The organism is Lysinibacillus sp. NPDC097287, assembly GCF_044761695.1.
Taxonomy (GTDB): Bacteria; Bacillota; Bacilli; order Bacillales_A; family Planococcaceae; genus Lysinibacillus.
This window is the reverse complement of sequence record NZ_JBIWCX010000008.1, coordinates 41639-65381: the sequence shown is the minus strand read 5'-3', so window position 1 is coordinate 65381 and position 23743 is coordinate 41639. Positions and strand designations below refer to the sequence as shown.

Sequence of the window (23743 nt, the reverse complement as noted above, 5' to 3'; positions counted from 1 at the left end):
GCTTCGTTTATATAGAAGCGTATGGTGGATTATAGTATTAGTCTTGTTGTCCTGTAGTAAACCAATCTTGTACATTCCATACTTTTGTTACTAAGCCTTCGTAAAATTCAGGTTCATGGCTGACTAGCACGATAGTGCCTTTAAATTCTTTCATGGCACGCTTTAACTCTTCTTTTGCGTCAACGTCTAAGTGGTTTGTAGGTTCGTCGAATAGTAACCAGTTCGTTTCATCCATCATCAGTTTACATAGACGCACTTTAGCTTGCTCGCCCCCTGATAAGGAATTAAGTGGACGTGTAATATGATCAGTTTTTAAGCCTGCACGTGCTAGAGCAGCACGAACTTGCGCTTGTTCCATAGAAGGGAAAGCATTCCACACATCGTCAATCGGTGTGATTTTGTCAGCTTTTACTTCTTGCTCGAAGTAAGAAGGTTCTAAATAATCCCCACGAATGACTTTTCCACCAAGAGGATTGATTTTACCGAGCATTGTTTTCAGTAATGTCGATTTACCAACGCCGTTCATGCCGACTAAAGCGATTTTTTCACCGCGTTCAATCATAAATGAAAGAGGCGGTAATAATGGCTTGTCTTTATCGTAACCGATGACTAAGTTTTCAGCTTCCACAACGTAACGGCTTGGTGTACGTGCTTCTTTAAAGCTGAATTCAGGTTTCACTGCTGTTTCGGGGCGATCGATGCGCTCTAAACGGTCAAGCTGTTTTGCACGAGATTTTGCACGACCTGTAGTAGAGTAACGTGCCTTGTTTTTCGCAATGAAATCTTCTTGTTTTTTTATGAATTCCTGTTGTTTTTCATATGCATCGATATGCTGACGCTTGTTAATCTCAGCTAGCTCTAAAAACTTTTCATAAGTTGCTGTATAGCGAGTTAGTTTTGAGAATTCTAATTGGAAAATAACATCGACTACGCCATTCATAAATTCTGTATCATGTGAAATAAGCAGGAATGCGTGTGGATAGTTTTTTAGATAATTTGAAAGCCATGTAATATGCTCTTCATCCAGATAGTTGGTCGGCTCATCTAGTAATAATACTTTTGGTTTTTCTAGTAAAAGTTTTGCTAGTAAAACTTTTGTGCGTTGACCACCAGAAAGGGCAGCTACATCACGATCTAAACCAATTGCATCAAGACCTAATCCACGTGCAACCTCTTCAATTTTCATATCTAATGTATAGAAATCACCTGCATCTAATGCATCTTGTACTTCAGCCATTTGCTCTAATAATTCTTCTAACTCTTCAGGTGTCGCATCGGCCATTTTTCCAGTAATTTCATTTAGCTCTTCTTCTTTTTTGTAAAGAGAAAGGAAGGCATCACGTAATACATCACGCATTGTGCGACCGGCTGACAATACAGTATGTTGATCTAAATAACCATAATGTGTGCCAGGTAGCCATTCGACACGACCTTCATCATGGATTGTTTGACCAGTAATAATGCTCATCATTGTTGATTTACCAACACCGTTGGCACCAACTAGTCCAATGTGATCGCCTTCTACTAAGCGGAATGAAACGTCCTTAAAAAGCGTGCGGTCACCAAAAGAATGACCTAAATTTTCTACTGTTAATATTGCCATATATATTTATTCCTCCAAATAATTATCTCTTTAATAGTACATTTGCTGTTGTTACGATTTTACTCAACTTTTACAAAGATGCTAATTGTTTATTTAGTTCTGCTAATTTAGTTTCCATATTTGCAAGTCGTTGCTCGGCTTGGGCAACTTGATCGTTATGACCTGTAGATTCTAGCTTCTCAATGTCGCCTTGTAGATTCATATAATCCATTTTTAATTCAGTAATTTGATATTGGATATCACTTTTTGTTGACATGATACATACTCCCTTTTGTGTAAATTATTATGACTAAAGCGAATTAACGCTGTTTAAAACGAAAGTGAAAAAATTCTTATACATTGTATCATATCCATATCAATTACGCCTCGGCATAATTGTTGCTGACGCTACGCTTTCGCACAGAAAAACAATGCGTCCAGATTTTGAATTGTGCTTGGGCCTGCGTGACGCAGGTCAGTCAGCCGTTGTCGTATGGATGCGACGTACTTAGGCTGACATCCTTCTCACTTCAAAATCTGCTGCTGACGCTACGCTTTCGCGCACAAAACATCTGTGACATCCGCCGGAGGCTTTTGGCCAACAGGATGTTGGTTACTCAGGCGTTGCCACAGGATGCGGCGTTCTTAGCCAGAGTTCCGCTAAGCAGTCGCTCGCTAAAAAGAGGATAAAACCGCATTCATCTCACCTCCTATGGGGGTGAGAATTCTTTACTGAATGAAGATAAAAGAAGCACTAAGTTGAAGGGATATTATGGCGGTCATATGCGAAATCAAGTAACAAGGTCTCAAGTGCCTCATTATTACTTGCTAGGTTTAGTTGTCGTTGCTTTTTAACAGCCCGCTCGCTTCTAGCCTCATGTAATAGTAGCTCCATGACCGCATTTTGGATTTGTGATTGCTTCATTTTACGACCAAGTCCAAGATGGATAAAGCCATTATGCTCGCGCGGGAAAGCATGTAAGAGTTCAACTTCATTTTGTGCAAGTGTAATACAAGGTACACCATAAGAAGCGATTTTATATGGTGTATAGTTAGCGTTACATATGATTACATCTGCTTTGGGCAATAGTTTTAGGAGTGCGTCTTTATCGCGAAGGATAGCAGTGTTACGACGACTAAGTACCATCATTTGTAAATCATCGGTTGCATGTTGGTAGCTTTCATCAATCATTACGGTAATTTGTAGTGGAATGTGTAATTGTGTTAAGTGGCGAAGTGTACGATATGTTAAGTTATGCTCGTCCCCATCCTCAAAAGCTACTACAATATGAGGGGGATCCTCGACTGTTTTAATGTCAGGTAGTGGTGTTGAGTGGTTGTAAGCTGTCGGTAACGCAAATGCAAAACTTCCACCTATATAGTGCGACGGTAAATAATCTTTTACTTCGTGATAGAGTGATAGTAAAACACAATCACAGGCTTGACCACCCTCACCAAAGTCATCAAAGTGGAGTATGGTATTACAAAAAGGTCGTAAGTTTTCTACTTGCCATGATTCTGAATTACGACCATCTCGTACAATTAAATCTGGCTGTAATCCTTTCATATGCTTCTGCAACTGGTCAAACTGGTCGAACAATATAGGTGTTAATTTTTCGTTCGTTAAAATTTGAAGTGCATCCTTTGAAGAAGCTTTCGCGAATATGAAAACTTTTTCATCTGAAAGTAGTTTTGCGAGCGTCGCGACCCGCTCAAAAGGATAAAGTCCTTTTTCAATACAGCTTTCAATAATGAAAACAATTGTCTTTTTAGGTTTGATTGTTTTTGGTTCGTTATGCAAAAGTATCCCATCCTTTCATCTGTCTACTTAAATTATGGTGAAAAAAGGGTAAGTATGTGTAAAAATTAAGAATAGCTAAAATATTATACAATTATCTAAGCTTAGTAGAAGGGGGTAAGTGACAATGGGAATGCGTGCTGCAATTGTAGTAGGAGCCACAGGTTTAACGGGTGCGTCACTAGTTAAACAGTTATGTGAAAATGAGGAATATAATTCAGTGACCGTTATCGCACGCCGAAAGCTAGATTTTGTGCATCCGAAATTAGAAGTGAAAATACGAGAATTTAACCGACTTGAGGAAAGTGATATTGAATTTGCAAATGAGCTATATTGCTGTTTAGGTACAACGATAAAAAAAGCAGGCTCAAAGGAAGCGTTTGAAAAGGTAGATTTTGAATACCCACTTTATATTGCGTCTTTAGCGAAGAAGCGTGGTATTCCACATATGCTTGTGATAACAGCAATGGGGGCCAATGAAAATTCGGCGTTTTATTACAATCGAGTGAAGGGAAAGCTTGAACATGATCTAATAGAGCTTAGCTTACAGCGTTTATCAATTATTCGCCCTTCTTTATTGGTAGGAAATAGAGATGAATTTCGTTTTGGTGAAAAATCGGGAGAAGCCGTGTTAAAGGTAGCAAAGCCGTTTTTAGTGGGACCATTGAAGCGTTCACGTGCCATTGAAGCATCACAGGTGGCAAAGGCGATGATTGTCATTGCGCTACATGGCAAAAAGCAACCGGTGACGATTTATCCCTCACAGGAACTTGCGGTAATGGATTTCCCAGTAGTTAAGGAAGAGGGAAGTTCAGAGGATCAGTTATTTAATTGGGATAAACGAAGATCAAGTGATGATATGGAAAAGTTAAACCGTGACGTTGTTATTAATCGTGATAAGTTTAAAATCGAAGAAACGGTTGTAGATAAAGATGTACATTTTAAACAGCGAAAGAAAGATGATGAGTAGTGGGCATAAGAGTAAAATACGAGAGAATTTTGGTTCTTCACTAAAAGAAGGGTATGATATTTGATTAAAGAGCTTCTTGATTGGAGTGAAGGCTGGGCGCCCCCCGGAAAGCGCCCAGCCGGAACGGAAATCAAATCCAAGTTATGATGATGAACCAGAATTTTAAAGAACGAAGCTCATTCCGACTAAAGGCTGAATTTATGTTTTCAGCCTCTATGCTTCTTTTCGCGCCTTCATTCCTTTGTTACAATGTTATGGTAGAAAACAAAGGTGGAGGCAAATTATATATGAAAATTTTACTTGTAGATGGCACAATGTTTGGTCGTAAAACAGGTGCTATTTTAGAGCAAGTTGAGCAATACATTCAGGAATTCGATGCAAGTTTCGACTTAGAAATTTTGCATTTTAGTGAATATAAACATCAAATTGTCGATGGGTCACCATTAAATGATGATATGAAAACAATGATACAAAAATTTGAGGAAGCAGATGCGTATATTATTGCAACACCGATTTTCCAAGCATCTATCCCAGGTGTATTGAAAAATGCATTTGATTACTTACATCCAAAAACAATGCGCTATAAACCAGTATCTATTGTTGCCAATGGTGGTACATATCAGCATCACTTAGTAGTAGAAAATCAACTAAAACCTATTTTAGACTACTTCCGTGCCCTTGTAACACCAAACTATGTATATACACACACATCACATTTTGATGCAGAGAATAATATTGTAGACGAGGATGTTCACAATCGTTTACGTGAAATGGCTCGCGTATTTGTACAATATTGCGAAATGAGCAAAGCATTACCGAAAGAAACTATCGATCAACATTAATAAAATTTCAAATCCCTTGTGTAGTGGAAGTAAATCACTGTACAGGGGATTTTTCATGTTAGGTAACGTCATTAATTATGATAAAATAGAGCCTTAGTGATTTGAAAAGGAGGGCTGCTTGTGCAGGACATTGCTTTACTGGAAAAACAACGCTGTAGCCTCATTTTGACGAATAAGGCAAAGGAAGCGATAGAGGAATGCTCTGCAAATGAGCATGCCTTTTTTACGTTACAAAAAAACATAACGGTCTATATTGAAAAAAGAAAGGCAAAAACACCTGGCGAAACGTTTTTGTCGATTTTTTTCGATAGTGAGCATAACGAAAAATTAGCAGAAGTACTAGCTGGGAAAACGGCTATTATGGATTGTGTTCTTAAGGCAGAGGGCTTCTTAGCAACGAATATTCGCTTCGTGCATATGCGTGGACCTGTCAGTACAAATCGTCGTTTAGCTGCAGCTTTGCAATTTGTGACCAAGCCGAATAACGGGGCTGGTATTCCACTTGATCTGCATACGAAAATACGTCAGCTACCTATTGCTGAAGAACGTACAGAATATGTGAAAAAGAGGATTGCGAGTTGGGAAGGATATTTAAAAATCCAAGAACGCGACGCAACGATTGATGACATTCATAGCGAATTTAAACAATTCTATTACAATGAAGATTTCACACGTCTCACACTTATTTGTCCGCATATAAAAGCAAAAGAATGGAAGCAACTTGAGGGGTTAAGTGTCAGCATTCAAGGTGTACGTGGAGAAATTGGTCAGGTGTTAAAGGCAAGTGCTCAAAAGCAATCGGTGGAAATTGATTTAAAGCCTTTTGCACAGGATCAAGCTCGAAAGGATCAGCTGAATTTACGCTCTAAACAAGCAAGCTTTAGTAATTTTGCGACACTTAGTCAAATCAGGCGTTTGCGAAATGGCTTCACAAAGCTTGAAAAAGGTGAGGCCGTTAATCCGAATTTAGAGACGATATTATTTGAAAAGCGTCCTACAGTCCGAATGACTAAATTACGTGATGATATAGTGTTCCACAATAACTTAAACGAGTATCAGCAGCGAGCAGTTACCGGGGCATTATCTGTTGAAGATTTATTTGTCATTCAAGGTCCACCGGGGACAGGGAAAACAACCGTTATTTCAGAAATCTGTCAGCAAAATGTCAAAGCAGGTTTAAAAACACTTGTTGCCTCACAGTCGAATTTAGCAGTGGATAACGCATTAGGTCGCTTACTATCCAATCAGGAAATTCGGATTTTACGTTATGGTCGTACAGAAAGTATCGAAGAAGAAGGTAAGAAATTCATCGAAGAAAATGTTGCCTTACATTGGCGTGAGCAAACACTTATAGCTATTGAAGAGGAAATTTCGGCATTTACTGAACGTGAACAAGAATTGCAAGCGAGCATTATAAAAGCAAAAGAGGAGTTAGAAAAACTTGAGGTATGGCTTGAAGAACTAGCAAAGGAAATCAAAGCTAAGGAACAAGCAGCCCATGATGAGCCTCTTTTACAGCAAGAGATTCAAGAGCTTAAAAAAGAGCTAAAAGCTGCTAAAACGGAGCAGCAAGAAACTGAAGCGCAAAAAGAGCATTATGAGAAACAGCTCGCACAAATTGAGCCTGCTGTAAAAGCATTCGAGCAAACACTTTCAGATAATCCTTCATTGGAACAATTGCAGCTAACAATACAAGAAATAACGCAAAATATAGAACGATGGAAAGCTGCGATTCAATATAAAGAATTACAAGAACAGAAGCAGCAAATGACAGCGCAGTTCCAAGATCTTCAGCAAAAATATGAAGAAGAAAATAGTCGTCTTCTACTCATGAAAGAAGCTGGAAAGTTCGTTGGCTCACTCACTAGCTTTGAAAGAATTCAGCGTTTTTTACAGCATTACATGATTCAACCATCGCATGTCCTAGCCCAACAGATTGGACGTTTACAGCATTTAGAGGATGCCAAGGATTTAGAGGCATGGGCAACTATAAATACACGTTTGCAAAAAGCTATTGCAAAGCTTGAATCACTCTTACCACTTGAAGCAAAAGAACGAGCACTGACAAAAAGTCGTCAGCAGCCCGTGCAGTCATTTCCGCTACAAAATTTGACCGGTGTTTTTGCTCGGTTAAATGCAGCTTTTCAAGAGGAGCAACAGCCAACAACGGAGCAAATTGAAAGCTTTTTACTGGGGCTTTATATGCGTAGAGATTTTGTATGGCAAAAAGGTGTTGCTTTAAAAAAACAACAAGACCACAAAGATCAGGAATTTGCATCGCTTCGTCAAAATGTAGCGAGCTTACTGCATCAGGAATGTGCAATCTCTAACTTTAATGTGCAAAGTATGCATCGCCAATTGCAGCCATTTGCTGAGCACACGACGCGCCTTCAGCAATTAGGAGAAACGCTACAAACACAATGTGGTGTTATTCCTGAAGAAACTGTAGCTCAATTAAAAGTATTTATCTCAGAGTCGCAGCTTGAACTTCAAACGACAAAGCAAAAACTACAAATTGTTGAACAAGCTAATGCACAGCTAGTGCCAAAGCGTGCTTTACTACAAACGGCACAGACAAGCTTACAAGATGTTGAAGAACAACTTGCTCAGATAGAGGAAACACTAAAAGATATCAACGTGTCTGGTTTGAAAAAAGAGAAGCAGCTAAAGGCATTAACGGAGCTTTTACAATCAACACCTGAGCGTACACGTGAAGAGGTATCAGAGGCCATTACAGTGGCAAAAGAGAATTTAGAAGAACTAGGTCGCAAAGAAAAGCAATTACCATTAAGAAAAAAATTACAAGAACAGTGGCGTGAAAAGCTGCTAAGTGCAACGGAATATGATTTAGATGAAATTCGTAAATTGTACGTGCGTCATGCAAATGTCATTGGGACAACTTGTGTGGCTTCAGCGAGTAAAGAATTTATGGAAAACTATCCAACGTTTGATGTCGTGATTATCGATGAGGTTTCAAAGGCAACCCCGCCAGAACTACTCTTACCAATGCTAAAAGGTAAGAAAATTATTTTAGTAGGTGATCATCATCAGTTACCACCACTGCTGGGTGACGATACACTTGAAGAAACATTGAAGTCGCTGCTAGATGAAAATCCGAATTTTGATGGGGCGCAGGAACTGAAAAGTCTATTGCGCGAATCATTGTTCGAGCGATTATTCAATAATTTACCGGCAACACATAAGCAAATGCTAGCTATCCAGTATCGTATGCACGAAAAAATTATGAATAGTATCACACCGTTTTATGCCCACGAGGAAAACGGCTTACAATGTGGTCTGCCAGATTCAGATGTAGCGCGAGATCACGGTTTAGAAGGGGAGTTTGTCAGTCGAGAAGATCATTTAATGTGGATTGATATTCCGGATGAAAAGCCATTCTTTGAGGAACAAATGAAAGGCGGCACAAGTCGCTATAATGAAGGTGAACTACAAACAATTCGTCGTATTTTAACTGACTTAAATCAAGCTGTTATAAATGCTAAAGAAGCGGGAAGAATTCCACAGGATGTGCAAAAAAGCGTCGGGGTAATTAGTTTTTACGGCGAGCAAGTGAAGAAAATTAATCGCCTCATACAGCAAGAATTAAATTTACCGCATTTGCAGTTTAGAACAGGGACTGTTGATAAGTTTCAGGGGATGGAAATGGACGTTATTTTAGTGAGTATGGTACGTAACTCCCTAAAAGGTGGAGATATAGGCTTTGCGCGTGATTACCGTCGTGTCAATGTCGCGCTTTCTCGTGCACGTGAGTTACTAATGCTTGTTGGGAGTGCAGATATGTTTGCCAAACGTGCAAAACATCAAGATACGCGTGAGATGTATAGTCAATTGCTGACAACAGTAAAATCTTATAATGGCTTACGCAACCATGAAGGATTGGTGAAGTAAATTGTCGAAATTACAACAACGTTTAATAAAGGAAATACAGCAAAACCACCAAGTGAAGATTGTTGAGCGTAATCAATGGTGTATTCCGATTCGTACTGTTGAGGTAACATATGAACCAATTCGCCGCTCAACAATGGACGTACTGATGACAATGCTCTTGATTAGTATGAAGGAAGCGGATTTCCACGATGCAAAAGAGCTAAGTGAATTGCTATTAGTGGACCCACTTTTTATTGAAGATTTGGTATCAATCATGATGCGTGTACGCTTAATTGAAAAGGTTGATGCTTTTTATCGACTAACTTCAAAAGGGGAATTACAGCTAGAACGAGGGGTTTTTGAGGAAGAGTTAGAGCTGGAGTCGGCAAGCTTGTTGTATAGTCCGTGTCATGAAGCTTTTCTAACTGGTGATTTAGAGAGAATAGAGGAGTTTGATGAACTACCACCGCTTTATCGTTATGTCGATGAAGAGGCGGAGCGTAAAGATACATTTGATGATGCTGAGATCATTGCGGCCCTCACAAAAGAGGATAATGAAGATGATGGTATACCTTCTGTATCGCAAACGATCATTTCAACAATAGCTTCTACAACTGCCACTCAGATTAATGATGTTCCTTGTTTTGAGTTTATTGTCTATGATAAAGACCAGGATATTTATTATGCACGAGTGTGGAATACATTGTTATCTCACTGGGATGAAGTTCTAGAGCAGCAATTGAATGAAAAAGAGCGTCTGAAATGGCGTGAGGCTAATCACTAATAATTAAAGGGTGTTATAAAATCGATGAAAACTGATTTTATAACACCCTTTTTATGTGAAATAATTACTGTATCAAGTAAAACGTTCGACTAGTTCATGCATCCGTTCTGCTTCTGTGTGCAGGTCTACGGAGGAATGCATAATGGAAGTGATTGCGGCTTTTTGCTCATCAATAGAGGCGTTGACCTGCTCGGAAGCGGCAGCCGATTGTGTCGCGACACTGGAAATCTCATTGATAGCACTGACAACGACTAGACGATTAACGGTCATTTCTTTCATTCCGCTATCGAGAGAAGCCAGATGAGTCGTAATACCTTCAATTGAATTAGACAGCGTGATAAATGCATTTTTTACGTCGGCAATTGAATTTACTTGAGTTTCTGAAAGCTGGAGTGTATGCATCATCTTCGAGTCCGAATTGGCAGTATCCGCTTCAATTCGATTTAGCAAATTACGTACACGTCCAGTCGCTTCGTGTGTATCCTCTGACAACTTGCGCACCTCAGCTGCAACAACTGCAAAACCTTTTCCATGTTCTCCAGCACGTGCGGCTTCGATACTTGCATTTAGCGCTAAGAGATTCGTCTGTTCGGATATAGAAGTGATTGTCTGTACGACACTATGAATTTCATGCATCTGTTTTGTCAAATTGGAGAAATTAGTCCGTAAATCTTCTATGACACTTGAGAATTCATCCGAATTTTGCTCCAATTCGTCCACTTTTAAACTACCATTCTCCTGTAATTTTTCAACAGTGCCCATCTCCTGAATTATTTCAGTGTATTTATCTGTCGTCTTTGAAATAAGAAGGGATAGATTTTCCACTTTACCGATTGCAATTTCTGCTTCCTCGGCTTGAGCTACAGCGCCATCAGAAACTTCGGTGATGGCATGGTGAACCTCATCGGCAGAAGCGGTCGTTTCTTCTGTAATGGCACTAAGCAGTTCAGAAGATACCCTCATTTTTTCAGCAGAATCTCTTGTGTTGCTGACCATTTCATTTAAGCTAGATTTCATATTGTTGACGTTACTGGCAAGTACACCGAGTTCATCATTCGTAATGATTGTAATGTCTTCACCCGTCAGTTTCCCTTTGGCGATATCTGAAGTCATCACCATAATTCGACGTATATAGGAAGTCATTCTTCCCGAGAAGAACCAATAGAGTGCGGCGCCGATACACGTTGCAATTAGTGTCATCATCAACGTATAAAAGAGTACTTTCTTGGCGCCGATATTAAAATCCATTTCATAGGTTCCAGCAGCTACAACCCAGCCCCAATGCTCATCCATTGCCGCATATGTAATCTTAGGGGCTACCTCGTCGGGATTGGTTGGAGTTGGCCAGTCATAACGGACAAACCCACCACCTTTTTTCGCCACATCAATTAACTCACGGATAAAATAGCGTCCATCACCTGTTTGGTAATCAAAAGCATTATCTCCTTCGATGTTTGGATGAGCTTTAATAATGCCATCATCAGTAAAGGTGTAAAAATAGAAATTGTCGCCATACTTTACAGGGTTATCGATTGACCTCGTTTTTTCTCCTGTTTTTTGACCAACAATTTGCACTCTTGCTTGCTCTTGGGCTTCTTCTAATGTTAATTGCCCTTTCTCTACTTGTTTATCAAGCTCTGCAATCATATTTACCATTGCATATGTCCCGTTTTCAAGACCAAGCCGGCCTGCGTCATCGAGCTCACTTTTTGCAATAAAATAACTGACGATGCCAACTAATAATGTGGGTATTAAAATAACAATTAAGGCCAAGCTGACAAGTTTGTTTCGCACTGACTTCATGATGACCACACCCCCGTTTTATTTATGTATATTTATTTTTACATAAATAAGTATATTATAAAATTTTTGTATAAAATATACTTGATTGAAATTTCTGAAAATTCGAAGGGGGATATGTTCACATTTAATAATTTTCTTTAGAAATCAGGTGTTTGCTTAATTACTGACTTGTCCAAATGGCTCATTTTACTTAGATTAGGAAGGTGCAGTAACCATTTTTGGGATAAAAAATTCCTTGTGATGATGTGATATAGTGTCACATCATCACAAGGAATTATTTCTTATATGAATATTGATAACTAAGCTTTTTGTGTAATTATCTCACTTACATATTTGGAGACAGCCTCGGTTTCTTCTAGCGAAAATATATCTTTAAATAGAGAGAATTGAGGTACCACTATTTGTGGTGCGACCAACAATGTTATTGTTGTCGTCAGCAAAATTACTTAATTGTAGGTTAGGGACGTTATGTCCATTTACACCTTGATCACCATGAACGGATATGCAGTTGCTGTGAAAACAGATAGCTGGTCCCCGGTACCACCTAATTTAAGTATATAAACTTTGTTGCCATGTTTTGTGCCAGTTAATACCTCACACCAACTTGAATAAGAGTGGGGCACACCATAGTGCGATAATAAAAAATGCCGCCATAAGTGGTCCATTCCATTGATGCATATGCCATTTTTCATCAGGATTACTTGGAGCTATAGCATTGTTTATTTCACTTATAATTAAGCCGGAGTCCGATTCGTTTTAAGGCACTTCAATGAAATTTACATAGATTGCATAGCCGATGAACAGTGATAAACCAACGATAATAGCAGCAGTAATCGTATACCTAGGTTTAAAATGTCGAGCTTGCATTTCTTGTCCTCCCCTTTCCGTTTAACTGCAGAACCTAGCACTTCAATATATGTTTGGTGTTTTAGAGTATGCGAAAATAACTGAAGGTATTTGAGAGTCTAGAAAAACATAACGCACTACGGATATTTGCAAGCTCTTCTATTTTAATGGCAGGAGCTAAAGGAAACGACATAAATGGTAAAGCGATTGGTTTAATATGTGGGACAATTATTTAATACTAGCTATGGTCCTTGGGTTTTTGTTAGTAAAATTAACGATAAAAAATATCAACTCATATAAAAATACAATTGACGCCGAAGTATAAAATGATATTAAACGAGGGCGATTGTTCAATAGAGCAATCGTTGATTTACTAACCCAAAAGTTTAGTTAAATAATTTATAAATTGAAAAGAAGAAAATAATAAAAAGCATTCAGGGAGCTGGGGGATTAACCCATGGCCTTGAATGCTTTTTCACTTCTTTTATTTAGAATGAATTTCCTGTACAGGTTCAATCGTTAGCTTCACTTTAATATTGTGGGGAAGGGTACCCGATTTGGTAAGAATATCTTAAATGATACATCACTTTTTCAACCCTTTTTAAAGCAATATCAACAGCTATGCCTAGTAATATGACGCCCGTTCATTAAACACCCATTTTTCTACGGGTATTGCTTGTTTTTTTCACTTGCTGGCTTTTCATTTTTTTTGTTGAAAGGTCGGTATTCATTTTTCCTTTATTAGCAGAGGACTGGTTCTTTTTGTTTGCAAGCTGTTGCTTCACTGCCTCTTGCAGGCTGATTTTCTTTTTTGGCGCTTCGGATTGATTATTTTCAGTCATTGGAAATTCCTCCTTTTTGAATAAGATAGTTAGTTCAGTATAATCTATTTCCTCTTATTTGTGAAACATTGCACTAAAAATAACAGGGTTGATTCTCCATGTTTTATAAAACAAAGTCTGTTTTTATTTCAAATCTTATTTAGAAAAACTCGAGAAAACAGCCAGTATTTAAAAATAAAACTTTAGTACCCGTGAACACAAGGGAAGGTTCACTATTGGAAAATAACTTTTACGAAGTTTAATTGGCTATGCTAAAAATGGTTAATTCCATTATTGCATTTAATCAAACTTCATACCCTTCAATAAATCCGCAAAAGCATTATTGAATGGTTCTTCCTCTTTGTTCTGCTGTTTCATATAGTTTTGCACCGCACGTTTGTCTACTTTACCGCCGCCTTCTTTTTTACGACGAGCCTCGAATGCAGATAATTTCTCACGATGTCCACATTTACATACAAAAATTTGACCGTCGCCTTCACCACGTAATTCTAACTTTTTCTTACATTGTGGGCAACGAGCGTTTGTGACACGAGCTACATTTTTACGGTGACCACATTCGCGATCTTGGCACACAAGCATTTTGCCCTTTTTGCCGTTCACTTCAAGCATTGGCTTACCGCAATCTGGACAAGACTTTGTTGAGATATTGTCATGCTTGTATTTCTTATCACTTGCTTTAATCGTTGAAACAATTTCTTTTGTGTGATTTTTCATTTCATTGATGAATGTTTCTTTTTTTAATTTGCCGTTCGCGATTTGCTCTAGTTTTTGTTCCCACTGAGCTGTCGTAGCAGGGGATTTTAATTCTTCTGGAACTAAATCCAGTAGCTGGCGACCTTTAGAAGTGATGTAGATTTCTTTACCACCACGTTTTTCAATCATGAACGAGTTGAATAATTTTTCAATAATATCTGCGCGAGTTGCAACCGTACCAAGTCCACCAGTAGATTTTAATGTATCTGCAAGCTGTTTATCGCTTGTTTCCATATATCTCACAGGGTTTTCCATCGCTGTTAGTAGAGTCGCTTCATTGAATCGTGCAGGTGGCTTTGTTTGACCAGATGTTTGCGCGATTAATTTTGTTTTTAATGTATACCCTTTTTCAAGGCGAGGCAGTAATTGTTCTTTTACATCTTCACCTTGGTCTTCATCATCAAATCGGTTTTCGTATACTTCCTTCCAACCGGCGTTAATGATTGTTTTGCCACGCGCAACGAATTTCTCATCGCCAATAGTTGCATTCAATGTTAGCTGTTCGTACTCGAAAGCAGGGAAAAGAACGGCTAAGAAACGTTTCACAACTAGGTCATAAATTTTACGTTCCTTATCGGTCATAGCTGAGACATTTACGTAACCTTCAGTTGGAATGATGGCGTGGTGATCGGATACCTTGCTATCATCTACAAATGATTTCGAAGTTTTTATTGGCTTGTTCAAGACTTTATTTGTTAAAGAACGATATTCGCCGAATCCGCACGCTTTTAAACGCTCAGGAAGGGTACCAACGATGTCTGATGAGATATAACGTGAATCTGTACGCGGGTACGTTAATACTTTGTGCTGCTCATATAGCTTTTGCATAATATTTAGCGTTTCTTTTGCAGAATATCCAAATATTTTATTCGCATCACGTTGTAGTTCTGTTAAATCATAAAGACCAGGAGAAAACGTCTTTTTAGGCTTGCGATCTATGTCAGTTACAATAGCATCCTTGTTGCCAAGTTTTTTAACGATTGCATCGACTTTATCTTTCTCGAAGCTACGGCTATTACCGTTTTTATCTTGCCACGTTAGTTTTAAATTATCAGCTGTTTGAGCTTCGATACCATAGTATGTTTGTGGCTTGAAATGTTTTATTTCATCTTCGCGTTTGGCGATGATTGCTACGACAGGTGTTTGAACTCGTCCTGTATTTAATTGAGAATTATACTTTGTACTTAGCGCTCTTGTTGCATTCAGACCCAAATACCAATCTGCTTCAGAACGTGCTACTGCTGCGTGATATAAGTTTTCATATGCTTTACCAGGTTTTAAATTAGCGAAACCATCTTTAATCGCTTTATCTGTTACAGATGATATCCACAGACGTTTAATTGGTTTATTTACTTTCGCTTTTTCGATAATCCAACGTGCCACAAGCTCACCTTCACGCCCAGCATCAGTCGCAATGATAATTTCATTTACATCGCCACGTGTTAATTGAGATTTAGCGGCGTTGAATTGTTTACCAGATTGCTTAATAACCGTCAATTTTAGACGTTCTGGTAGCATTGGTAAATCTTCTAAATTCCATGTTTTATATTTCACATCATAGCTTTCTGGATCAGCTAATGTTACAAGATGGCCTAGAGCCCACGTAACAATATATTTATCTCCTTCAAGATAACCATTTCCTTTTTTATTGCAATTCAGTACACGCGCAATATCGCGAGCTACTGACGGTTTTTCAGCTAGTACTACACTTTTAGCCATAAATAACATCCTTTCGTAAATCCTTGTGTTTAATATAGCATATAGAATTATTATTAATAATTATTATGTTGAAAACCTGATCCAAAATAGAAGCTTAATTTCTCTTAGAGAGAATTAAATATCTTGTTTAGATGAACGGAATAAATGACGTTGGGACCTTTAGCAATAGGGTTCCTTTTTCAAAGATTCGATCATCGAAATAAACAAAACGTATTGGATATTATATAATCCAATACGTTTTATATTTGCATTGATTTTAATGTTTACACTGTTGGAAGCCCATACACACTATCAAAACTTTGTGATTCGTATTACTTTACATCTTTTGTCCATTCAGCAACTTTATCTTCATTTTCTTTAATCCATTTTTTTGCTGCATCCTTAGGGTCAGTGCCTTCCATAATATCATACATAACACTTTCTATATCCTCTGCAGTCCAGTGGAAGTTATCGAGAACGTTGTATGCTTCCGGATTATCTTCTTTAAACCCTTTACGTGCAAACGTGCCAATATATTCTTCATCTCCGTATACACCTTTAGGATCATCTAAATATTTCAAATCATAAGCATTAAATTTCCAGTGAGGAGACCAACCAGTAACGATAATTTCTTCTTTTTTCTCAATTGCTTGACCAAGTGCTGCTGTCATTGCACTGCCAGAAGAGGTAAGTACCGTCCAACCGTCAAGGTTTGGATAAACCTTATGAGCATTTTCTGTAGCTAGTGTCATATTTGCTCCTGGATCAATGCCTGTAATCGTCTTATCAGCTTCATTTGTTAAATCTTCGATAGAGTTCACATCCATATAACTAGGCACTACCATGCCAAGCTTTGCACCTGTTAAATTTTCACCTAAATCGTCTAAATCATCCTTGTACTTCTCCACTTGTGGGGCATGCGTTTGTGGAAGCCAAGCAGACACCATACCATCAACTTCGCCCTTGGATATAGCTTCCCACATAATCCCATTGTCAAGTGGTGTTAGTGTAACATCATATCCTAAATCCTCAAGTACTTGTCCAATTACATGTGTAGAAGCAATTTCAGTATCCCATTCCACATAGGTTAGGTTGACTTCTTTATTTTTGGTGTCTTCATCACCTGAGCCACAGGCAGCTAATACTATACTTAATCCTAAAGCCAATCCTAACTTCGATAATCTCTTAAATTTCATAAAATCTCCCTTTCTTATTGTATTGTTTTATAGTAATAGAATGAATTTAACCTAAAAATTAACAAGTAACAACTTGATGTTAACAAAGGGTTGTTACTTTTGTCAAATAAGGTATGTCCTAGATAGTACAAGTCAAAATTGAGTTTTAGGGTTCTTGAGATTCCTTCGGATAACAGAGAATGCTCCTCCTTCAACTAATTGGTGGGTTAGTGGAAGAAGGAGCATTCAAATAGTCAAACTTAAGGTATTGCGAATTTACAATGAAATTCTATTCAATTAATTTATATACATTTGTACGAATATATTAACAATATATGTATGTATAACAAGTGTTTTCTATTAAAATAGATAGATTTTTTTGACAAATTTTTGATGTTTTAGCGATATTGCCTTTGTTGGGAGGGGGAGTATGTAGTGCGAATTGTTCTTGGGGGCAAAATTTTAATATGCTATTGTTTGAAGTATAAAAATTGAATAGGCAAACCTAGAGAAATTTAGGGACGCAAAGCTATAGGGACTAAGGTTAAATACTATGTCAGCCAGTTGCCGAAGAGTACATATTACTTTTTGTTATTTTAAATTTTCATAAAAAGTGTAGCACTATTTTTTATGGGAATTTTATAGGAAAAGGAGCCACTCTTAGAGTGGTTTTTTTTATGTGTTTCTTAGGATGAATTCATCAGGAGGAAATATATATGAAGGTAGTAAAAATTGCAACAGTCACGGCCATGGCTTTAAGTTTAGTCGGAGCTCCGATTAATGTCTTAGCAGATCAAAATCAAGACACAAGAGTAACAACAACTACAGTGGGTAGCACCCTTAAACAAGCAAGTGATGCTAGTGTCAGCAAGTTTTATTTATATGGAAATGGCCTATTAAATACATATAATAAAGTATTTAAAGTAGATAAATCTAATATCATCTCGATAACTAACAATGGTGGAAATTACGCTGGATCTCCCCTTGAAAAGGCGATTGATGGCGATATGAATACCCATTGGGAAACAGGTAAGCAAAATAATGCAACATTCACTAATGAGGTTATCTTTAATTTCAACGAAACAACTTCATTAAATCGCATTGTATATGCTGCCCGCCAGTCCAGTGCAAAAGGTAAAGGTTTTGCACAAGAGTTTGAAATACATAGTTCATCTACAGAAGAAGGTAATGATTTTACATTAGTTTCTTCTGGTGAATATAAAGGTTCTACAGGTGATATCGTTGAAATCCAATTTAAACCTACAGAATTTAAGCGTTTGAAATTTGTTTTTAATAAGGCAAACCAGGATTGGGCAAGTGCTGCAGAATTTGGTTTTTATAAAGAAGACGTTGTATCTGATAAGATGGAGAATCTGTTTACGGATGAAAATCGTAATCAAGTCGCAGATGAATTCAATACTATTGAAAAATTAGAAGTTTTAGAGAAGATCGCTCAATCACATCCATTATACGTACAGTTTAAAGAGGATATTGAGAACGCTAAAGCGTTAATAAATGAAGAAAAACTAGAAGCTACAACAGCTATAACAAAAACATTTGAACATTATTCTAATGAAAATTATTCTGCATTATTCAGAGTGAATCTTGAAAACATAAAGGGTATCCGAAACAACGGTGGGAATTATAGTACTGCAGTAATTGGAAATGCTATTGATGGAAAACTAGATACTTATTGGGAAACAAATAAGAGTAATTCAACGGATTTCACAAATGAAGTAGAAGTAGAATTTAAAGAGGCAATAGAACTAAATAGAATCATGTACGGGGCAAGAACATCTGACAGAAAAGGGTTTGCTGAAGAGTTCGAAATTTATGCTTCTCAGACTTCTACAGGAGATACCTATCAACTAGTAGCAACTGGTCAACATAATATGGTTGCTGGATTAGTGGAAGCTAAATTCAAACCTACTACATTTAAACGCGTTAAATTTAAGTTCAAGAAATCAAATCAGAACTGGGCAACTTTATCGGAATTAGCATTTTATAAGGAAGATGTCCTAGAAGAGCGAATAAACAATCTATTTACGAACGGCTTAATGAATGAATTAAAGCCTGAGTTTGCTTCAATGAGCGTGATCAACCAATTAGAGGCAGAAGTTGCTAAACGCCCATTAATGGAACAATTACAAGTAAACTTAAATATTGCAAAAGATGTATTGTACAACGTAAATGTTGCTAACGAAGCAACGGTAACAGCTTCTCAGCGAGGAAACTCTAGTACAGAAGCAAGAGAGCATCAGATTGCAAGAACATCATTCTCTCTAGAAACTTTTGGTAGATACGTAGTGCCTGGCGAAACAATTCAAATTTTTGTTGATGCTGATGAAAAAGGCGTAATGCCGAACTTAGTTTTAGGTCAAATAGCAGATGATAAAAACGGTTGGCATAGAAGATATTCATTGCATCCAGGTTTAAATACGATAACTGCTCCTTCTTATGAAAATATGAAACCTGCAGTCATTTATGTAGAAAATGCTGCTTTACCAAGCGAGCAAGCTTATGCTCCGAAAGTAAGGTTAATAGGTGGGACAGCCTTCCCTGTTTACTATCATGGAAAAACAGATCCTGCAGAGTTTGAAAGAGAATTAGAAGAATATGTAGCAAAAATTAGCACAGATGATAATGACTTTGCAACCGGAAAACCAAAAGATGTTGTGTATAACGTGACAGAATTAATCTCTGAAAACAATACAATTTCTACAAGTGCAGCAGGTGCCCTAAAAGGCATACAAGAACTTGAAGGAACAGGGAAAACAGTTTCTGATACGATGGATGAATGGGAAATAATGTGGAAAGAGTTCCAAAAAGTTAGTGGATATACAGAAAATGAGCAAAGTTTTAATGCAAAGTTTACTTCAAGAGTATTCACAAAAGGTCCTTATGGTTGGTCTGACTGGGGATATACTGGATATAACGGAGGTAACTCACCGAGAAGAGATGGTGGATTCTTCAAACAAATTGTTAAACCATTTAGTGTTCCTGGAAATGATGGTTGGGCTTATTATCATGAATGGGGTCATAATATAAATAACTCCGCTATGGAACATACTGAGGTAACTAACAATATCTATTCCGTAATTATGAGAAAGATATTTAATAACAGTACTGATGATAGAGTAGATTGGAATTCATTGTATAAAAGATTTGCGGGAGAAAAAGTTAATCACGGTTACTGGACTTACCTAGGAGTACTTGAGCAAGTGCAATATTACTATGGTGAAGACAGTTACGGTAAGGCTGCTCGGATTTCTAGAACAAATCCTGATGGTGTTATGAATGGTTTAGGAAGCAACTTACAAAGATTAGTTGTAGGGTTATCTTTAGCGACTGAAACAGATTTAACAGTATTCTTTGAAGACTGGGGATATGTAACAGCTACTGATAAGATGAAGGAGAAGGTAGCTCATTTACCTAAACCAGATGTAAAGTTAGAATACATGCATAGTTTAGGACGTAGCTATGAAGGTGCTGGCTTCTCAAAAGATGCTCAAGTTAATGTGAAATCTCTAACAGCAGATAAAGAAAACAATGCGATTAAATTAACATATGGCATAGATGCAGCTAATAAAGAAGCGTCAATGGGTTATGAAATTCTTAGAGATGGCGAAGTAGTTGGATATACTACTGAAACTTCATTTGTCGATAAAAATGTAGATACTAATGGTTCCTATATTTATGAAATAGTTGCTTATGATAAAAAGTTAAAGAGTTTGAAACCAGTAGAAGTGAAATCACAGCAACCAAATTTATCTGTAGAGGAACAACTAACGCTTAAATTACATCAAAAATTCGATCCAATGAATTTTGTAAAGGCATCATCGTATCAAGGGCATGATATAACGGAAGACGTAATTATAAAATCAAATAATGTAGATGTTACAAAAAAAGGTAACTATGAAATTGTTTACGAAGTGAAGAATGCAAAAATTACAGAAACAAAAACGACGAAAGTTACCGTAGTAAGTGATTTTGCATACATCTCTGATATGGATGCGAAACTAGCTAACATTGCATGGGGCGGATTGAAGAAAGACTTAGCACCTGCTGGTAGTGCAATTACACTTGTTAGACAAGGATTAGATACAACTTACGAAAAAGGTATAGGAGCACACGCAAATTCAGAAGTCGTTTATGACATCGATGGTAAAGGCTTTGATTTCTTTGAAAGTTATATCGGAATCGACCAAGCGATGAAAGGAAGAGCCTCATCTGCAACATTCGAAGTGTGGATCGACGGAGAGAAAAAATTCAGTAGTGATGTATTCAAAGCGGGTACAGAACATGAATTTGTAAAGGTTCCTGTCACGGGTGCAAAAGAAGTAAAGCTAGTTACTACAGATGCTAATAACGGTAACGAGTCTGACCATACAGTATGGGCGGATGCGAAATTTACGCAAGATTCTAGTAAGCCCACAATAACTTTGTCTGAAGAGCTTACATTCGTGAAGCTAAACAGCGACTTTGATGTACTGCAAGATGTTGAAGTGCTCGATACGGAAGATGGTAATCTAATTGAGCAGGTAAACGTAACAACTAACGGCTTTAATGTTAATAAAACAGGCACATACAATGTAGAATACTCTGTCACTGATAGTGATGGCAATACTGTTAAGAAAGCAAGAGAAATCTATGTGTACAGTGATGCTACCTTTGCAAGCGACACAAATTGGAAGTCTGCACAAACTGCTTGGAAAACAGTAAACAAAGATAAGGCTTCAGTTGGTGAATCTATCAAAGTACTTGTTAATGGGGAAATAAAAGAATTTGCTAAAGGTATCGGTACGCATGCAAGCTCTGAAATTGTTTATGATCTTGAAGGCAAAAACTATGATTATTTCGAAACTTTAGTAGGAGTAGATAGAAATATCGTAGAAAATAATAAATCGAGCGTTACATTTAAAATTTTAGCAGATGGAGAAGAAGTCTATAACAGCGGTGTTATGAATTATAATACAGAAGCTAAATTAGTAAGACTTCCAGTAAAGGGCGTTAAAAATCTAACACTTATTGCAAGTGATTCTGGTAATGGAAATGAATCAGATCACGCAGACTTTGCAGATGCGAAGTTCTATATTTCAAATGGACTTCCTCAGCTTACTATCCCAAAATCGACTGCAACTAAAGTGGGGACTCCTATTGATATCAACGAGCAATATACTGCGATTGATGCAGAAGATGGCGATTTAACGACTGCCGTACAAGTAACAGGAGCAGATCAAGTAAACTTCGATCGAGCTGGTAAGTATGAGATTGCTTATACTGTCACTGATAGCGATGGCAATGAAATCATGAAGAAGCGAACAATTTCTGTCGTGAATATGGACGATTATCATTACCTGTCAGATTTCGATTGGAAGTCTACTCAAAACAGCTATACCGCTCCTACGAAAGATATCTCTATTAGCGCTAAAACTTTACGTTTAACAGCAGAAGATGGCAGCGAAGTAGCTTACGAAAAAGGGATTGGCGCACATTCTAATTCAACAATCGTCTATGATTTAACGGATAAAGATGCTGATTACTTTACTTCATTCGTAGGTGTAGACCGTCAAATGTATGGAAGTGTTGGCTCTGTTATATTCCAAGTGTTTGTTGATGGAGAAATGCAATTCGACAGTGGCTTAATGAACTCTAGAGATTCTCAAAAGTTCGTTGAGGTGAATATTAGTGGCGCGAAAGAATTAAAGTTAGTCGTTACTGACGGTGGCAATGGAAATGGCTCTGACCACGCAACGTGGGGAGATGCTAAATTACATTTCGCTAACGCAGCTAGTATATTTACACAAGATTTAGAAGCTGCTATTGAAGAAGCGAAAGCAATCAATATAGAAGACTATACAGCTGACAGTGTGGCTGCCCTAGAAGCAAGCATTGCACAAGCAGAAGAAACTCTTGCTAACAAGCAAGCTACCCAAGCAGACATTGATCAGGCTGTAGCGATGCTAAAACAAGCGAAAGAATCATTAGTGGCAATTGATTTAGGTCAATTCATCACAATACCTGATACAAGTTTAAGCACATTTATTAAACAAACACTAGGTATTACAGGTGAAATAACACTTGGTGATATGTATAAACTTACAAGCCTATCTGCTGCAGCTACTCGAACAGAGCGAGTTGCTAGTCTTGAAGGTTTACAATATGCGAAAAACTTAGTGACATTGGATATCGCGGGGAACGAAGTTACAGATTTCTCGCCACTACAGGGCCTAGAGAAATTAGAAAATCTAATCGCTAATCCTCAAGTAATTGAAATGTCTGCTGTTGATGGTCAGGATGGGATATTCACTATGCCAAATATAGTGAAGGGCTTAGACGGGAAACATGTGAATCCTAAGCAAATTGCTCTTAGAAATACGAAGACGTTTAAAGAAATCGTAGTAAATGTCGAGCAATTAGCACCAAATGCTGAACAATTTATAGTAGATCTTTCAGCAGAAGATAAAGGGACTTACTCAGTCGGCATAGTTTATGAAGTAGAAGGTAACTTAATTCAATTAATTTCTTTTATTGATAATAACTAATATGCTTCTGAAGAGTTTCTCTTTCTATGGAAAGAACTAAACTATCATAAAGACAAAACGGGATTGTCCAATAAGTCCTTAAATGAAAAACCGCTGTACGAAAAATAACTATTTATCGTACAGCGGTTTTTGTCGTCTGTTTAGAACTAAATTGCCCTAAAAGTGATTTTCTGAAAGCTAAAAGTATATATACTTGAATCAGGTTAGTCCCAAGTGT

Annotated in this window: 12 protein-coding genes and 1 riboswitch; of the genes, 5 read left to right on the top strand and 7 right to left on the bottom strand. The window is 37.6% G+C overall.

Translation table 11 applies throughout. The annotated features are described in order from the left end of the window. Window positions 1-37 precede the first annotated feature (37 nt). From ACIQ2D_RS12765 to ACIQ2D_RS12755, 3 genes are all read right to left on the bottom strand, one after another. A complete protein-coding gene (locus ACIQ2D_RS12765) occupies window positions 38-1603 on the bottom strand; it encodes an ABC-F family ATP-binding cassette domain-containing protein (RefSeq protein WP_402864568.1) in 1566 nt (521 codons plus the stop codon). Window positions 1604-1673: 70 nt separating this feature from the next. Further along, window positions 1674-1859: an SE1832 family protein gene (locus tag ACIQ2D_RS12760; RefSeq protein ID WP_402864566.1), complete on the bottom strand. Its 186-nt coding sequence runs from the start codon at window positions 1857-1859 to the stop codon at window positions 1674-1676. A 477-nt stretch (window positions 1860-2336) separates the two neighbouring features. Then, the gene (locus ACIQ2D_RS12755; RefSeq protein ID WP_402864565.1) at window positions 2337-3383 is read right to left on the bottom strand and encodes a PseG/SpsG family protein; all 1047 of its coding nucleotides are present in this window, start codon (window positions 3381-3383) and stop codon (window positions 2337-2339) included. 124 nt (window positions 3384-3507) lie between these two features. Between ACIQ2D_RS12755 and ACIQ2D_RS12750 the strand changes: the two genes are divergently transcribed. The 4 genes from ACIQ2D_RS12750 to ACIQ2D_RS12735 all read left to right on the top strand — a co-directional run bounded on the left by ACIQ2D_RS12750 (window position 3508) and on the right by ACIQ2D_RS12735 (window position 9864). Further along, complete coding sequence (locus tag ACIQ2D_RS12750; RefSeq protein WP_402864563.1) at window positions 3508-4350, top strand: Rossmann-fold NAD(P)-binding domain-containing protein; 843 nt, start codon at window positions 3508-3510, stop codon at window positions 4348-4350. A 287-nt stretch (window positions 4351-4637) separates the two neighbouring features. Beyond that, window positions 4638-5192, top strand: coding sequence for an NADPH-dependent FMN reductase (locus tag ACIQ2D_RS12745; protein ID WP_402864561.1), 555 nt, complete (start codon window positions 4638-4640; stop codon window positions 5190-5192). Between the two features lie 120 nt (window positions 5193-5312). Continuing rightward, entirely contained in the window at window positions 5313-9101 is a 3789-nt protein-coding gene (locus ACIQ2D_RS12740; protein WP_402864559.1) for an AAA domain-containing protein, read from the top strand. A 1-nt stretch (window position 9102) separates the two neighbouring features. Then, on the top strand, window positions 9103-9864 hold the full coding sequence (locus tag ACIQ2D_RS12735; RefSeq protein WP_402864557.1) for a hypothetical protein: 762 nt from the start codon (window positions 9103-9105) through the stop codon (window positions 9862-9864). Window positions 9865-9936: 72 nt separating this feature from the next. On the opposite strand, the gene ACIQ2D_RS12730 is transcribed toward ACIQ2D_RS12735, so the two are convergent. From ACIQ2D_RS12730 to ACIQ2D_RS12715, 4 genes are all read right to left on the bottom strand, one after another. Next, on the bottom strand, window positions 9937-11667 hold the full coding sequence (locus ACIQ2D_RS12730; RefSeq protein ID WP_402864555.1) for a methyl-accepting chemotaxis protein: 1731 nt from the start codon (window positions 11665-11667) through the stop codon (window positions 9937-9939). Between the two features lie 1493 nt (window positions 11668-13160). Next, window positions 13161-13355, bottom strand: coding sequence for a hypothetical protein (locus ACIQ2D_RS12725; RefSeq protein WP_402864553.1), 195 nt, complete (start codon window positions 13353-13355; stop codon window positions 13161-13163). Window positions 13356-13634: 279 nt separating this feature from the next. Next, window positions 13635-15827, bottom strand: coding sequence for a DNA topoisomerase III (locus tag ACIQ2D_RS12720; protein WP_402864551.1), 2193 nt, complete (start codon window positions 15825-15827; stop codon window positions 13635-13637). Window positions 15828-16138: 311 nt separating this feature from the next. Beyond that, window positions 16139-17002, bottom strand: coding sequence for a glycine betaine ABC transporter substrate-binding protein (locus ACIQ2D_RS12715; RefSeq protein WP_402864549.1), 864 nt, complete (start codon window positions 17000-17002; stop codon window positions 16139-16141). A 467-nt stretch (window positions 17003-17469) separates the two neighbouring features. Next, window positions 17470-17553, top strand: a riboswitch (cyclic di-GMP riboswitch). 144 nt (window positions 17554-17697) lie between these two features. Between ACIQ2D_RS12715 and ACIQ2D_RS12710 the strand changes: the two genes are divergently transcribed. Next, on the top strand, window positions 17698-23526 hold the full coding sequence (locus tag ACIQ2D_RS12710; protein WP_402864547.1) for an NPCBM/NEW2 domain-containing protein: 5829 nt from the start codon (window positions 17698-17700) through the stop codon (window positions 23524-23526). Window positions 23527-23743 lie beyond the last annotated feature (217 nt).

Excerpts from the sequence above, each read along its gene's own strand:
- ACIQ2D_RS12720 (WP_402864551.1), bottom strand. The coding sequence starts at position 15,827 with ATGGCTAAAAGTGTAGTACTAGCTGAAAAACCGTCAGTAGCTCGCGAT.
- ACIQ2D_RS12730 (WP_402864555.1), bottom strand. The coding sequence starts at position 11,667 with ATGAAGTCAGTGCGAAACAAACTTGTCAGCTTGGCCTTAATTGTTATT.
- ACIQ2D_RS12765 (WP_402864568.1), bottom strand. The coding sequence starts at position 1,603 with ATGGCAATATTAACAGTAGAAAATTTAGGTCATTCTTTTGGTGACCGC.
- ACIQ2D_RS12750 (WP_402864563.1), top strand. The coding sequence starts at position 3,508 with ATGGGAATGCGTGCTGCAATTGTAGTAGGAGCCACAGGTTTAACGGGT.
- ACIQ2D_RS12710 (WP_402864547.1), top strand. The coding sequence starts at position 17,698 with ATGAAGGTAGTAAAAATTGCAACAGTCACGGCCATGGCTTTAAGTTTA.
- ACIQ2D_RS12745 (WP_402864561.1), top strand. The coding sequence starts at position 4,638 with ATGAAAATTTTACTTGTAGATGGCACAATGTTTGGTCGTAAAACAGGT.
- ACIQ2D_RS12760 (WP_402864566.1), bottom strand. The coding sequence starts at position 1,859 with ATGTCAACAAAAAGTGATATCCAATATCAAATTACTGAATTAAAAATG.
- ACIQ2D_RS12725 (WP_402864553.1), bottom strand. The coding sequence starts at position 13,355 with ATGACTGAAAATAATCAATCCGAAGCGCCAAAAAAGAAAATCAGCCTG.
- ACIQ2D_RS12715 (WP_402864549.1), bottom strand. The coding sequence starts at position 17,002 with ATGAAATTTAAGAGATTATCGAAGTTAGGATTGGCTTTAGGATTAAGT.